The organism is Streptomyces sp. XM83C, from assembly GCF_023072675.1.
GTDB lineage: Bacteria > Actinomycetota > Actinomycetes > Streptomycetales > Streptomycetaceae > Streptomyces > Streptomyces thermocoprophilus.
The window spans coordinates 1-13,728 of sequence record NZ_JALLGL010000174.1 but is presented as its reverse complement, the minus strand read 5'-3'; the positions used below and the strand labels follow the sequence as shown (position 1 = coordinate 13,728).

12 protein-coding genes are annotated in these 13,728 nt (G+C 74.3%); 8 read left to right on the top strand and 4 right to left on the bottom strand.

Annotated features, from left to right (window positions below):
• The 3 genes from MTQ10_RS19560 to MTQ10_RS19550 form a co-directional block, all read right to left on the bottom strand.
• A partial coding sequence (locus MTQ10_RS19560) for a sulfite exporter TauE/SafE family protein (protein WP_247469833.1) occupies positions 1-432 on the bottom strand: 432 nt, incomplete at its 3' end.
• Positions 433-460: 28 nt separating this feature from the next.
• Complete coding sequence (locus tag MTQ10_RS19555; protein WP_247469832.1) at positions 461-1,942, bottom strand: MBL fold metallo-hydrolase; 1,482 nt, start codon at positions 1,940-1,942, stop codon at positions 461-463.
• Between the two features lie 245 nt (positions 1,943-2,187).
• Positions 2,188-2,922, bottom strand: a complete 735-nt coding sequence (locus tag MTQ10_RS19550; RefSeq protein ID WP_247469830.1) for an HAD family hydrolase — start codon at positions 2,920-2,922, stop codon at positions 2,188-2,190.
• Between the two features lie 59 nt (positions 2,923-2,981).
• On the opposite strand from MTQ10_RS19550, the gene MTQ10_RS19545 reads away from it, so the two are divergent.
• The 8 genes from MTQ10_RS19545 (at position 2,982) to MTQ10_RS19515 (ending at position 13,172) form a co-directional block, all read left to right on the top strand.
• Complete coding sequence (locus MTQ10_RS19545; protein ID WP_247469828.1) at positions 2,982-3,695, top strand: nucleoside/nucleotide kinase family protein; 714 nt, start codon at positions 2,982-2,984, stop codon at positions 3,693-3,695.
• Between the two features lie 410 nt (positions 3,696-4,105).
• Complete coding sequence (locus MTQ10_RS19540; protein WP_247469826.1) at positions 4,106-5,053, top strand: MurR/RpiR family transcriptional regulator; 948 nt, start codon at positions 4,106-4,108, stop codon at positions 5,051-5,053.
• A gap of 287 nt (positions 5,054-5,340) precedes the next feature.
• Positions 5,341-5,715, top strand: coding sequence for a hypothetical protein (locus MTQ10_RS19535; protein ID WP_247469824.1), 375 nt, complete (start codon positions 5,341-5,343; stop codon positions 5,713-5,715).
• A 196-nt stretch (positions 5,716-5,911) separates the two neighbouring features.
• Positions 5,912-6,970, top strand: coding sequence for an ANTAR domain-containing protein (locus tag MTQ10_RS31500; protein WP_308404582.1), 1,059 nt, complete (start codon positions 5,912-5,914; stop codon positions 6,968-6,970).
• A complete protein-coding gene (locus MTQ10_RS31495) occupies positions 6,967-8,304 on the top strand; it encodes a PP2C family protein-serine/threonine phosphatase (protein ID WP_308404581.1) in 1,338 nt (445 codons plus the stop codon). Before MTQ10_RS31500 ends, MTQ10_RS31495 begins: the two co-directional genes overlap by 4 nt.
• A gap of 281 nt (positions 8,305-8,585) precedes the next feature.
• A complete protein-coding gene (locus MTQ10_RS19525; RefSeq protein WP_247469822.1) occupies positions 8,586-9,335 on the top strand; it encodes a TetR family transcriptional regulator in 750 nt (249 codons plus the stop codon).
• Positions 9,336-9,469: 134 nt separating this feature from the next.
• Entirely contained in the window at positions 9,470-9,883 is a 414-nt protein-coding gene (locus MTQ10_RS19520) for a Zn-ribbon domain-containing OB-fold protein (RefSeq protein ID WP_247469835.1), read from the top strand.
• Between the two features lie 511 nt (positions 9,884-10,394).
• Positions 10,395-13,172 (top strand): alpha/beta hydrolase family protein, encoded by a 2,778-nt coding sequence (locus tag MTQ10_RS19515; protein WP_247469821.1) that lies wholly within the window; start codon positions 10,395-10,397, stop codon positions 13,170-13,172.
• A 74-nt stretch (positions 13,173-13,246) separates the two neighbouring features.
• Here MTQ10_RS19515 and MTQ10_RS19510 read toward each other — a convergent pair whose 3' ends face one another.
• Positions 13,247-13,633, bottom strand: a complete 387-nt coding sequence (locus MTQ10_RS19510; RefSeq protein WP_247469820.1) for a PPOX class F420-dependent oxidoreductase — start codon at positions 13,631-13,633, stop codon at positions 13,247-13,249.
• Between the last annotated feature and the right edge of the window lie 95 nt (positions 13,634-13,728).

Below are 13,728 nucleotides of genomic sequence, written 5' to 3'. Positions count from 1 at the left end.
GGGTGTGGGGGTGCGGTGGGTGCGGTCGGTGCGCTCCGTCGGCTCGGTGCGCTCGGTGCGCCGGGCGTCCAAGGTGGACTTGCGGGGGCGCAGCATGCGGGCGGCGGCCGGCGCCGCGACCAGTGCGAAAGCGGCCGTCAGCACCGCGTCCGGCAGTCGTGCGGCGAGCGCCCCGCCGAGCAGTGCCGGGACGATGCCCGCCGCCGCGAACAGCAGCCCTGTACGCCAGCCGACGTGCCCCGCACGCGCGTGTGCGGTGAGCGCGACGGCGGAGGTGACGGTGACGACGACCAGGCTCGCGGTGGTGGCGGCGACGGGGGTGAAGCCCAGCAGGTAGATCAGGGCAGGGACGGTCAGGACGCTGCCGCCGCCCCCGAGCGTGCCGAGGGTCAGCCCGATCACGGCCCCGGCGAGCAGGGCGAGGATCGTCATGGTGTTCCGTTCGTGTCGTGCGGGCGGGTCACACCGTGCCGGCGCCGGGGCGGATCGCGGTGCGTCCCGCGGGCACGCCGGTTCGGGCGGGCTCCGCACCGTTCACGTCCGCCGCCGCAGCGGCTGTCGGGCTCTCCACGACCACGAGTCCGGCCTGCCGTGCCGCGGCGAAGGTGTCGTCCACGGCGACGACCGTGCGGCCCGCCGCGTCCAGCAGGGAGGCGGCGATCGCCGCGCGCAGGCCGCCCGCGCAGTGCACCCACACCTCGCCCTCGGGCACCTCGTGCAGCCTCCGGTGCAGGGTGTGCAGCGGCAGGTGTGTCGAGCCGTCGATGTGCCCTTCGGCCGCGCGTTCGGAGGTACGGCGTACGTCGACCACGACGATGCTCCCTGCCCGGCGCCGGGCCTCGAAGCCCGCGAGGTCCGCGAAGGAGGCGCGGCGGAACGTGGCGGGGCGCTCGCCCGGGCGCAGCCAGTCGGCGGGGCCGCCGGTCGCGGCGGCGGCCGGCCGGTCGATGCCGACGCGCGCCAGCTCCCGCTGGGCGTCGGCCAGTTGCTCGGCGGACTCGGCGAGCAGGGTGACGGGCTTGCCCCAGGGGATCAGCCACGCCAGGTGGGTGGCGAGCTGCCCCGCGGCGTCGAAGTTGACCGAGCCCGCGACATGGCCCTCGGCGAACGCGACACGGTGCCGAAGGTCCACGACCCACTCCCCCGCCGCCAGGCGCCGGGCGATCTGTTCGGCGTCGGCGCGCTCGGGCGGCGTCAGGTCGATGGGGGCGGGGCCGGCGGCGTTCGCCGGGCCCATGTGCGTGTAGTAGGCGGGGATGTCGTCGAGGCCGGCGAGCAGTGCGGTGACGAAGGTGTCCACGTCCTGCGTGAGCGCCTCGTGGGACGCCTTCTCCTGCCCGATGGTGGTGCCGTCGCCGCCGGCCGTGCGGGAGGCCGAGCAGAAGCTGCCGAAGCCGTGCGTCGGCAGGACGGCCGTGCTGTCGGGCAGTTCGGCGGCCAGCCGGTGCGCGGAGGCGTGCTGGTCGCGGGCGAGGCGTTCGGTGAGCCGGGGCTCGACGAGGTCGGGCCGGCCGACGGTGCCGACGAGCAGGGAACCGCCCGTGAACACGGCCACCGCCGTTCCGTCCAGCTCCAGGGCGTACGCGGTGTGGTGGGGGGTGTGGCCGGGCGTGGCCACGGCACGCAGGGTCAGTGCCGCTTCCGGGGCGACGTCCACGCGGTCGCCGTCGCGGACCGGGACGCGGTCGAAGGAGACGTGGGCGTCGGCGGGGACGAGGTAGGCGGCGCCGGTGATCCTGGCCAGTTCCGGGCCGCCGGTGACGTAGTCGTTGTGCAGGTGGGTCTCCACGACGTGGGTGATGCGGACGCCGCGGTGGGCTGCGGCCGTGAGGACGCGGTCGATGTCCCGGGGTGGGTCCACGGCCACCGCCGTTCGGGTGGCTCCCGCCAGGTAGCTGCGGTTGCCGAGGCCTGGGGTTTCCAGGGTGTCTATGAAGAACACGGCGGCTGCACCTTTCTGTGGGCGCGGGGTATTACCCCCGGGGGTATGTGTCCGACGGTAGCATGAGTACCCCCGGGGGTATGCGGGGGGGCGTGTCCACCTGGAGCGGTGGCGGCCCTTCGCGCAGTTCCCCGCGCCCCTGGTACGGCGGGCCGGCAGGAGCCCGGCGCGCTGTTCCCGGCGACCCCGAGTGCCTGCGGCGGTCCGTTGCGGACGCGTCCGGTTGCTGGGGCGCCTGTGCGGGGCTACCGGGTCAGTTCCGACAGGTCCGTGACCACTCGGTCGGCTCCGTGGGCGTAGAGGGCCGCGCGCCGGCCGGTGCGGTCGACGCCGACGACGTAGCCGAAGCCGCCTGCGCGGCCCGCTTCCGTGCCGGCGAGGGCGTCCTCGAAGACGGCCGCCTGGGCGGGCGGTACGCCGAGGGCCTCGGCCGCGGCGAGGAACGTGTCGGGGCGGGGCTTGCCCGGCAGGCCCCGCTCGGCGGCCACGACGCCGTCGATGCGGACGTCGAAGAGGTGCTCGGCGCCGATCGAGCGCAGCACGTCGACGGTGTTGGCGCTGGACGAGACGACGGCCGTGGCCAGCCCTCGGGCCCGTACGGCCTCGATGTAGCGCACGCTGCTGTCGTACGCGTCGACGCCCTCGGTGCGGATCTTCTCCAGCAGCCGCTCGTTCTTGCGGTTGCCGAGGCCGTGGACGGTGGCGGTGTCGGGCGGGTCGTCGGGGCTGCCCTCGGGCAGTTCGATGCCGCGTGAGGCGAGGAAGGTGCGCACGCCGTCGGCGCGGGGGCGGCCGTCGACGTACCGGTCGTAGTCGCGGGCGTCGAAGGGGCGGTGGCCGGGGCCTTCCCGGTCCCGGAGGAACGCGTCGAACGTCTCCTTCCATGCGGCCGCGTGCACCACGGCCGTCCGTGTGACGACCCCGTCGAGGTCGAAGAGGCACGCCCTGATGGTGTCGGGCAGTCCGAGATCCGTCGTCATGACGGACCGGTTCCCCATGTCGCCGCATCGGTATCAGGCGGTCTGCGAGACTCGGGGCTGTGCCGATCTCTTTCGACGAACTCCTCGACCGGGCCCGCGCCCTCGCCGACGGCCGGCCGCGGGCCGTTCTCGGTATCGCGGGCAGCCCCGGCGCCGGGAAGTCCACGCTCGCCGAGCAACTGGTGCGCGCCCTCAACGGCGACGGGCCGGAGTGGGTGGCGTACGTGCCGATGGACGGCTTCCACCTGGCCGACGCCGAGCTGGAACGCCTCGGCCGCCGGGAGCGCAAAGGCGCGCCGGACACGTTCGACGCTGCCGGGTACGCGGCGCTGCTGCGGCGGCTGCGGGAGGAGGAGGGGCTGCGGGAGGTCGTGTATGCGCCGGGATTCGAACGGGTGCTGGAGCAGCCGCTCGCCGGCGCGGTTCCGGTTCCGCCCACCGCGCGGCTGGTGGTGACGGAGGGCAACTATCTGCTGCTCGACTCCGGCGCCTGGGCGCGGGTGCGTCCGCGGCTGGACGAGGTGTGGTTCTGCGAGCTGGACGAGGAGGAGCGGCTGCGGCGGCTGACCGCCCGGCACGAGCGGTTCGGCAAGACCCGGCGGGAGGCGGAGGCCTGGGCGCGGGGCACCGACCAGCGCAACGCGGATCTGGTCGCGGCGACGCGGGACCGGGCCGATCTGGTGGTGCGGGACGTCGTAGGGTGGCCGGACGGGCCTGGACATCACCGTACTGACGCTGGACTGGGGGGAGTTGGAGCGCACCCCGGCGGCTGAGCGGGAGGGGCTGCTGTACGAGGCCATGGACTCGGCCAGGCCCGAGTCCGGGTGGGTCGTGCCCGCTTCGCCTCGGGTGCCGTGCAGTGCCCGGTACGAGTTCGAGGGCTCCCTCGGGTCGTACGAGCCGCACTTCTGGGCGTCCGGATCCGGCGGGCCGGGCCGGCGGCCTGGTCGGGCTCGCCTGGCCGGGCCGGACTCGGCGGCGGCGAAGGCGCGGGGTCGGCCGGCGGAACTGCCGGCCGGGGCGCGTCCGGTCGACGACGTCGGCCATTCGATCACGATCTACCGGCGGTCAGGACGGTGGTGTCACCCGGTGCCCGGAGCGCGGCCGGCGGCGCGCCGCGACGGGCATCCGGTGCCACCGTCCCGCCCTGGTCAGCACGGTGGGTGAGCTATGTTGAGTCACCGTGGGAGACAAAGGAGGCGCACCCGTGCCCTCGCCTCAGCAGGCACGCGCACAGGCATCGGCGATCACCTCGGGCAAGACCGCCCCGGAGGCGGAGGCATCCCCGACTTCCCAGCTCAGGAAACTCTTCGACAAACCCCGGCTGTCCCCGGGACAGCGGCGCATCGCCCAGTACCTGATCGAGCACATCACCGAGGCGGCGTTCCTGTCGATCACCGACCTCGCCGAACGGGTCGGGGTGAGTCAGCCGTCGGTGACCCGGTTCGCCGGCGCGGTGGGCTTCAGCGGGTATCCCGCGCTGCGCGAGCGGCTCCAGGCGATCACGCTCGGCACCAGGGCCGGCGGGCTGGCGGCGGACGTGGTCAGCCGCGGCAACGAACTACAGGCCGCGGTGGACGCCGAGATCGAGAACCTGGAGAACCTGCGCCGCGACTTCGCCGACCCCGACCAGGTCATCGAGGTCGGCCGCAAGCTGTCGGAGTCGGCGCCGCTGACCGTGCTGGGGCTGCGTATCTCCTCGTCGCTCGCCGAGTACTTCGCCTACGCCGCGCGCCGTATCCACCCGGACGTACGGCTGGTCACCCGCGGCGGCACGGTCGCCTACGACACGCTGCTCCAGTCGCGGGAGGCGGGCGGTTCCTGGGTGCTGGCGTTCTCCATGCCGCGCCATGCGCAGGAGACCCTCACCGCCGTACGCGTCGCGCGTACCGCGGGCCTGAAGGTCGCCCTGATCACCGACCTGGCGCTGGGGCCGATCGCGGACACCGCCGACGTCGTCTTCGCCACCGGTACCGGCTCCCGCCTGGTCTTCGACTCCTATGCGGCCCCCGGGCTGATGGCGGCGGCCCTGCTCCAGGCGATGACCGACGCGGGCCCGGAGCGCACCCAGGCGCGGCTGGAGGAGTACGAGCAGATCGCCGAGCAGCACCACTTCTTCCTGCGCGACTGACCCCGCGGATCCGTACCGCGCGGTAGAACCATTCCTGGCCAGGGCGTTTACCACTGGGGTTTCACCACCGGCGCGCATGAATGTTTTCATACGTCTTGCATTGGCGACGGCATATATAAATACTGCTCACGGCCGCACCGCCCGCGCCGCCGTCCCCTACCCGCGTCGGCGCCCGGGAGCGCGGTCGGGCCTCGCCTGGCGAGCGCCCTGAGGCGGCCCCGGTCATCCCCTAGGCCGGGGTCGCCCCAGACTCGTCGGACACCCCTCGACGCCGGAAGCGAACATTCATGTCCCTCACGACTACGCGTACCAGCCCGGACTGGCCGTGCCAGGTCAAGGCTCCGGGCACCTACGACTGGGAGCGCTCGGCCGCCAAGTGGCTGCGCGAGCTGGTGCCGGCCCGCTACGCCGGCTACCCGGCGCTGATCCGCCACCCCGTCCTGCTGGCCCGGCACGCGGAGATCCAGGTGCAGCACGAGATCCGCGTCGCCCGCACCGCGCTTCAGACGGCCCGCGCCGATCTGCCCCGGCTGGGACTGCCCGAGTCGGTGATCGAGCACACGATCAAGCTGTACGCGGCCGAGGTCATGCAGCTCCAGCACATCGCCCGCAGCGTCCGCACCGTCACCCAGGCGCTCGTCGCGCACAACGCGTCCCGCTGACGCCGGCCGGGGCGCCCGCCGGCCACCGCCCCGGCGCCCCGCCCCAGTACCCCGGCCGCACGGCGGACCGCACCGGTCCGCCCCGTGCCGTCCACGGATCCGGCCGGCCCACCACGGCCGGATCCGTGGCCGCCGGCCCCTGCCACGCACCCCGCACATCTGATCGAGCGCGTCGAACTGTGACATGCTCAAGAGCGTGACAAGCGTTCAGGATGCGTCGGACTCCGGGGCGACCCCCGACCTGGCGGCCCTGACCAGGATCGTCGCGCGTCAGCGCGCCGAACTGGACCGGCTCCACGATCTCGCGGCGACGACAGCGGTGGTGGAGCGCGCCAAAGGTGCGCTCATGGCCCTCACCGGAGGCTCCCCGGAAGCCGCGTACGACGAGCTGGTGAGCCGCGCCAAGAGCGGGGGACGCACCCTGCTGGAGGAGTGCTGGCTCACCCTGGGCAGCCTGCCGCCGCCGTCCCGGCCCTCCGCCGTACCGCGGACGCAACCCTCCCGGCCCCCGGCCGCCGCGACGGGCGATTCCGCCCGCCGCGACATGCCGGGCGCGCAGGAGGCCGACGCGCTCGCCCGGCTCGGCCGGGCACTGGTCCTGGTCCGCTCCCGGCAGGACCTCGCGGCGGCCCTGCTGGAGCATCTTCGGCACGATGTCGGCGCCGAAGCGGTGATGATCTTCTCCCGGCTGCCGGTCGACGGCATCGAGCTGATCGGGTACGCCGGCGTCGACGAGACACTGGCCGCTCAGTGGCGTCATGTGCCGCCGCTGCGCGGCGTCGCCCCGTACGACGCCCTCGTCACGGGCGAGGCGGCCTGGCTGGAGGACTTCACCGCCGCGGAGAAGCGGTTCCGGCTGATCGGGAACCCTCCCCAGCGGTGGCGGTCACGGGCCTGGCTGCCGGCCGGTTCCGGGGAGCGGCCGGACATCGTGATCGGCGTGCTGCGGACCCGGCCCGAGCCTTTCGCGCCGCGTGCGCGCGAACACATCTGGGCCGCGGTGGGCCTGTGCGCCGGGCGACTGCACTCCCTCGACAGCCCGGCCGGGGAGGGGAGCGACGATGCCGCCGGACTCGTCCAGGCCGTGTTCGACGCGCTGCCGGGCGCGGCGCTGCTGCTGACGCCGGTGCGGTCGGCGGGCGGCGCGGTGCAGGACTTCCGTATCGACGCCGCCTCGCCGCAGGCCGCCTCGCCGCAGGCCGTACCGGCCGGGAGCTGGCCGGGCTGCGGCTGCGGGAATACCGGCCCACCGTGACGGACGAGCCTCTGTGGCAGGGCTGCCTGAACACGCTGGCGACCGGGAAACCGTACGAGAGCGAGCCGTTCGCCCAGCGGCAGACCGTCGGCGGCGCCGCCGAACTGGCCACCTATGTGGTGCGCGTGGTGCGGTTCGGTGAGGGCCTGATGACCACGTGGATCCGGCACGACCCGTCCGACCGGCAGGAGCAGCGGCTGGCGGACGTCCAGCGGCTGGGCAACCTCGGCTGGGCGACCTGGAACCTGCTCACGCACGAGGCGGCCTGGTCCGCGCAGGCCTATGCCGTGCTCGGCCAGGCCCCCGCCGACGGGCCCGTCCGGCTCGCGGAACTCCCCGGGCTGGCCGTGCCGGAGGACGCGCCGGCGCTGTCGGGCGCGGTGGGCCGGCTGCTGCGCGAGGGGCGGCCGTTCGACATGCCGTTCCGGGTCCGCACCCGGCACGGGACCCGGCATCTGCGGGCCGTCGCGGAAGCGGTCACCGACAGCGGCGGGACGCCGATCCAGGTGCACGGGTTCGTACAGGACGTCACCGCGCAGCGCAGCGCCGAGCTCGCCCTCGTCGAGAGCGAGCGGGCGATCCTGTCCCAGCAGGCCCTCCTCCAGGCGGAGCGGACCATCGCGGCCCGGCTCCAGCAGGCGCTGCTGCCGCTGCCGAAGAACCCGATGCTGCTGGCGGGGCTGCGGATCGAGGTCGCCTATCTGCCGGCGCAGTCCGGTCTGAACGTGGGCGGCGACTGGTTCAGCGCCCTCGAACTCGCAGGCGGGGACGCGCTGTTCGTCCTCGGCGATGTCGCGGGGCACGGCATCGACGCGGTCGCCACCATGGCCCAGCTCCGGTTCGCCGCGAAGGGCATGGTGAGCACCGGTTCGTCGCTGACGGGCGCGCTGGAGCGGCTGAACTCGCTGCTGCTGCACACCCATGACACGTTCGGCACCGCGACCATGATCCTCGCCCGCTACCACGCCGGCGAGCGTCGGCTGGAGTGGGCGCAGGCCGGGCATCCGCCGCCGGTTCTGGTGCGCGGCGGGCGGGCGGAGCTGCTGCCACGGCCCACGGGAATGCTCCTCGGCGCGTGCGACACACCGCACTTCGAGCAGGCCGAGACGGTGCTGGAGGCGGGCGACCGACTGGTGCTGTACACCGACGGGCTGGTGGAGCGGCCCGGGGAGAGCATCGACGCGAGCCTCACCCGGCTGGTGAAGGCCGTCGAGGCGCAGACGCCTGACGCACAGCCGGCGACGACGGGACTGCTGGACGCGCTGCTGCGGGGCGAGCAGCGGGACGACGTGTGCGTCCTCGACATCCGGGTGCCGGACGGCGGGCGGGGCTGAACCCGAGGCCGGTCACTTCGGCAGGGCCCCCGGCCGGGGCGCGGCGAGGAAGCCGTGCAGGGAGGCCTTCGTCACGGCCACGGGCAGGTCAGGTCGGTGACGTGGAGAAGGCGTGGCCTGCGGGGCTGTGACATGTACTCCTGCTGTGTCGGTACGGGCGAAGCGTACGGGGCGGTGGTTCCCGCCTCCGCATGGGCGCCGCCGGCCGCGGTGGGCACTCAGTACCCCGATCGGAGGGTACTGAGTGCCATTCGGCCTGGCCGGGATGCTACGTTCCGTGCATGAGCTCCAGCAGTACGGCATCCGGGCCGGGCGACAGGTCCGAGACGGCGGGCGGCCGGCCGCCCATGAGGGAGGCGCTGGTCGCGGCGGCGTTCCAGTTGTTCCTGGAGCGGGGGTACGAGCAGACCACCGTGGACGACATCGTGGCGCTGGCCGGGGTGGGGCGGCGCTCGTTCTTCCGTTACTTCCCCTCCAAGGAGGACGTGGTCTTCCCCGACCACGAGCGCTGCCTCGCGGACATGACCGCCTTCCTGGCCGCCGGCGGCGAGGAGCACGAACCGCTGGCACGGGTGTGCGACGCGGCGCGGCTGGTGCTGCGGATGTACACGGAGAACCCGGCGTTCTCCGTGCAGCGCTACCGCCTCACCAAGCAGGTGCCGGGGCTGCGCGCGTACGAGCTGTCGGTGGTGTGGCGCTACGAGCGTGCTTTCGCCGAGTACCTGCGCGGGCGTTTCGCGGACCGCCCCGACGGCACTCTGCGCGCCGATGTGGTCGCGGCGGCGGTGGTGGCGGCGCACAACAACGCGCTGCGTTCCTGGCTGCGCTCGGACGGCGAGGGCGATGCGACAGAGGCGGTGGACCGGGCGCTCGGGTATGTGCAGTCCGCGTTCGGTGAGCCGGCCCCCGCGCCTCCCGCCGAGGAACCCGAGGACGTGGTGGTCGTCGTGTCGCGGCGCGGGGCGCCGCTGTGGCGGGTGGTGCGGGAGATCGAGTCCACGCTGGCGCGCACGGGACCCTCACCAAATTGAGGGTACGGAGTGCCTTTACGCATGGCACTGAGTGCCATACATTGTGGTCGTGCACGGTCGCACGGTGCCGCGCACGGCGTGCACGGGTGCCCCGAGCACGCGGGTTTCCGGCCGAGCGCAGGGAGTTGACCAGCGTGTACCACCACTCAGGAACCGTCCTTCAGCAGGCAGGCGGATCCGCGGCCGGTGTCCTCCAGCCGCGCGCCGAGGACACGGACGCCATCCACTACCAGCGCTGCACCTGGTGCGGCACCGCGATGTACCACCGGCTGCTGTGTCCCGTCTGCCGGGGCAGCGAGCTGCGCACGGAACGCAGCGAGGGCATCGGCACGGTCCGCCACTCCACGGTGGTGCACCGCAACACCCCCGCCGCGCGCAATGTCTCCCTGATCGAGATGGCCGAGGGCTTCGTGGTGCGCGGCCGGGTGATGGGCCCGCCCATCGGCATCCACAGCGGCGACCGTGTCCGGCTGTCCACCGCCAAGGACCCGGTCCGCGGCGAGCCGGTCTTCCAGCTGCTGGACGAGCCGTACCGCGCCTGGAGCTGACCTGCCCTCGCCGACGAGACGCACCACCACCTCTTCCTCGTCACCGGAACCGGTGACCGGCACGGCACCCCCTCCCGCACCGCCCGCGCCGGTGGTCACGGCCCTGGTTGCCGCACCGCCCGCACCGCCCGCGCCGACGCCGTCTCGGTCCCGTTCCCGCACCGGCGACCGGAACGGCCGCCCGCCTCCGATGCCGTACCGTCGGCGTTCCCGGCCCGTCGTCCCGCGCCGCGCCGCCCCTTCCTGACGAGGGGCGGCGCGCCTCGGTTTCCTGCGTGCCGGCGGTGACTCCACACCGCCGGGTCCGCCGACCCGGCTGCGCGGTAACGGAGTTGCCCCGCGACCCGGCGTGTCCGACGTCCTCCCCGGGACCGGTTCCGGCCCGACCGTCTGCCTTCGGCCACGTTCGCTCCTACGGGCAACCCGCCCCTCCCCCGTCCCGTCCTCCGGTGTCGAGAGGGCCCCGACTGACGTACGGGGCGCCTGTGGACGGGGTGTGAGGAGTGAACCATTGCGTTTCGCCCGAAGAACAGGGGTGGCCGCCGCGGCGGTTCTCGCTCTGGCGGGGGCCGCGCCGGCGGCGGCACAGGCGGCCGAGCGGCCGGGGGCCGCGAACGCGACCGCTACCGACGGCAACGCGCTGCCGCCCGGCTGGCGGATCACCGGGGAGGGAGCCGGCCGGGAACTGGAGTGGCGTTCGTCCACCGAAGTGCCCATGAGGGACGCTCGGGTGGAGTTCCGCAGCGGTGACCGGCTGCTCGGGGTGCCCGCACCGCAGCGGGACGGCCGTACCTTCCGGCTGGAACTGGACGACGCCCGCACGACCGGCCTGACGGACCTGACGAATCTTCAGGTCACCGCGGGCGGGCGGCGTCTCGACGCGGCGGGCGACGACGAGGCCCGGCGCGATCGGAAGACCCCGGCGCAGGTCGCACCCCCGGCCGAACTGCCCGCGGCCCGCGTCGATCCGGGGCGGCCGGGACCGTACGCCACGGTGAACGGCGAGTACGCCCTCACCCCCGTACGGCTGCCGGGCTTCGACCAGCCGGTGGAGATGCAGGCCGTGGTGGTCGCGCCCAAGGGGGTGAAGGGGCCGCGCCCGCTCGCGCTGTTCCTGCACGGCCGCCATGCGACCTGCTACAAGGGCGACGACGTGAGCGGCGAATGGCCCTGTGCGAAGGGCTGGAAGCCGATCCCGAGCCACCGCGGCTATCTGCGCGACCAGCAACTGCTCGCATCGCAGGGCTATGTGACGGTCTCCGTCTCCGCGAACGGTGTCAACGGGCAGGACTGGGCGGCCGAGGACGGCGGCGCGCAGGCGCGTTCCTCGCTGATACGGCGGCACCTGGCCCGCTGGGCCGACTGGGCCGCCCGCCCGGCGACCGCCCCGGCCGCCGTACGCAAGGCACCGTCCGCCGACCTGTCCCGGGTGCTGCTCGTGGGCCACTCGCGGGGCGGCGAGGGCGTCAACCGGGCCGCGATGGACAGCCTGTACGCGCCGCCCGCCGACCAGGACGGCCACCACGGCAAGGTGCGCTGGCGGATCCGCGGCACGGTGCTGATCGGGCCGACGATCTTCGGTCAGAACCCGGTCGCGGACGTGCCGTCGGTGACGATCCTGCCGGGCTGCGACGGTGACGTCTCCGACCTTCAGGGCGAGGTGTACGTCGACGGCACCCGGGGTGTCGGCCAGGGCCGGGCGCTGCACAGCGCGGTGTACGTGGTCGGCGCCAACCACAACTTCTTCAACAGCGAGTGGACGCCGGGGCAGGCGAAGGCCCCCGCCGACGACGATTTCTGGGACGACCCGGAGGAGCGGGACCCGGTCTGCTCGCAGGGCACCCCGACGCGGCTCACCGCCGACCAGCAGCACCGGGCGGGCTCCACCTACATAGCCGCCGCGGCGCGGCTGTTCGTCGCCGGTGACGACCGGGCGCGGGAGCTGCTCGACGGCACCGGGCGCAGGGCGCCGTCGGCGGACCCGGCGCGGGTGCCCACGCACGCGGTCGGGGCGGGGCGCGGCGCGGGCTTCCTGCCCGACGACGGTGTCTCGGTGACGGGCGCCCGGCTCTGCTCGGCGGTGGACCCCGACACGGTCAAGGCCTGCCTCGGTGAGGAGCAGGGGGTCTCCCCTCACTTCGCGCAGTGGGACGCGCCCCGTGAGACGGGCCGTCAGGCGGTCGCATTGACCTGGTCGGCGCCCGGCGCGGCGGCCCGGGTCACCGCGGCGCGCCCGATGTCGCTGGCCGGGCATCCGCGGCTGGCGCTGCGGGTGATCGTGCCGCCGGGCACGTCCGGTACGCGGCTGGACGTGGCGGTCGCCGACGCGCGCGGCAAGCGGGCGGTGCTCGGTCAGGTGCGGGTCGACGGGCTGCCGGGCAGCGATCGTACGGCGTCGGCGTGGGCGCGCGAGGTGCGGGTGCCGCTGGCGCCCGCCGTGCGGGCCGGTGTCGATCTGCGCCAGGTCTCCGCGCTGGAGCTGGTGCCGCGGTCGGCGTCGGGGCAGGCGTGGCTGATGGACGCCTGGGCGTGGAAGCCGGGCACCCCCGCGGTGCGTGCGGCGGCGATGCCGCGGGTGGACGTGGGGCGGCTGACGGTCGACGAGGGCGACAGCGGTGTGCGCACCTACCGGGTGCCGGTGCGGGTCTCCGGCTCCGGCAGCGGCCAGGTGCGGGTGTACGTCTTCGACCCGGCGACGGGTGAGGCCTCGGACCGGCTGGTGACGGTGCGGCCCGGCCGCCGGGACATCGATGTGCCGGTGAAGGTGACCGGCGACCGGCTGTACGCGTACGACGTGTCGTACGACATCGCGGTGAAGGCGGTGCGCGGCGCGGTCGTCGGCTCGCATCGCGGCGGGGTCACCGCGCGCAACGACGACCCGATGCCGCGGATCGAGGTGACGCCGGTCGCGGACCGGGTGACGGAGGGGCAGCCGCTGAAGTGGCGGGTGTCGCTGTCCGAGCCGGCCGCGGTCGATCTGTGGCTTGCGTTCTCGGTCGCGCCGGTCGCGGGCGGTACGGAACTGTCCACGAAGGACGTCGACGCGGCCTGGCTGATGGAGCACACCGGTGAGGAGGCGGATCCGGAACGCCCGCTGTCCGGGCTGTGGTTCCTGGTGCTGGCGGCGGACGTCCCGGCGGGCTCGACGAGCGCGGAGCTGACGCTGCCGACGGTCGCGGACTCGGTGGCCGAGCAGGCGGAGACGGTGCGGTTCGTGATGCTCGGCGACGACGGTGAACCGCAGGAGGGCGGTCCGGAGCTGACGGGGACGGTGCTGGACGCGTCCTGACGGCGGTGCCCTCGCCGGCTGGTGCGGGCGGGGCGGTGGCGGCCGGTCGTGCCTCGGGCGCGGCCGGCCGTCGCTCATTCGGCGAGGGTGATACGGATGCCGACGGTGCCGTCCGTGCCGCGGCGCAGCCGGCTGCCGAGCAGGGTGAGCCTGCCGATCAGCCCGTACTTGCGGGCGATGAGGCGGCGGTAGCGGGCCGTGGTCTGCGGATCGCACAGCTCGGCCGTCGCCGGAACCTGCGCGCCGGTGGGCCTGCCGCGCACGTCGCACGGGCCGACGAGGACGTCGGGGCGGGCGCGGATCCGCTTCACCTTCCACGAGTCGGCCGCCGTCCACACCCCGAGCGTGTCGCCGTCGCGCACCACCCATACCGGCGTGGCCACGGCCGTGCCGTTCTTCCGGTAGCTGGTCACCAGCAGATACTTGCCCGCGCCGAGGCGGGCCGGCAGGGCGGAGTCCATGCCGGAAGTGTAGGCGCGGCGGGGCGGGGCGGACTGGACGCGCGGGATGGGGAGACTCGCGCGACTCCCGCCGCCGGGAGGGCCCGGCCGGGGGC

What these genes read in the sequence shown, in the direction of transcription:
- MTQ10_RS19510 (WP_247469820.1), bottom strand. Translation starts at nt 13,633, where the DNA reads ATGGACTCCGCCCTGCCGGCCCGCCTCGGCGCGGGCAAGTATCTGCTG.
- MTQ10_RS19550 (WP_247469830.1), bottom strand. Translation starts at nt 2,922, where the DNA reads ATGACGACGGATCTCGGACTGCCCGACACCATCAGGGCGTGCCTCTTC.
- MTQ10_RS19525 (WP_247469822.1), top strand. Translation starts at nt 8,586, where the DNA reads ATGAGCTCCAGCAGTACGGCATCCGGGCCGGGCGACAGGTCCGAGACG.
- MTQ10_RS19535 (WP_247469824.1), top strand. Translation starts at nt 5,341, where the DNA reads ATGTCCCTCACGACTACGCGTACCAGCCCGGACTGGCCGTGCCAGGTC.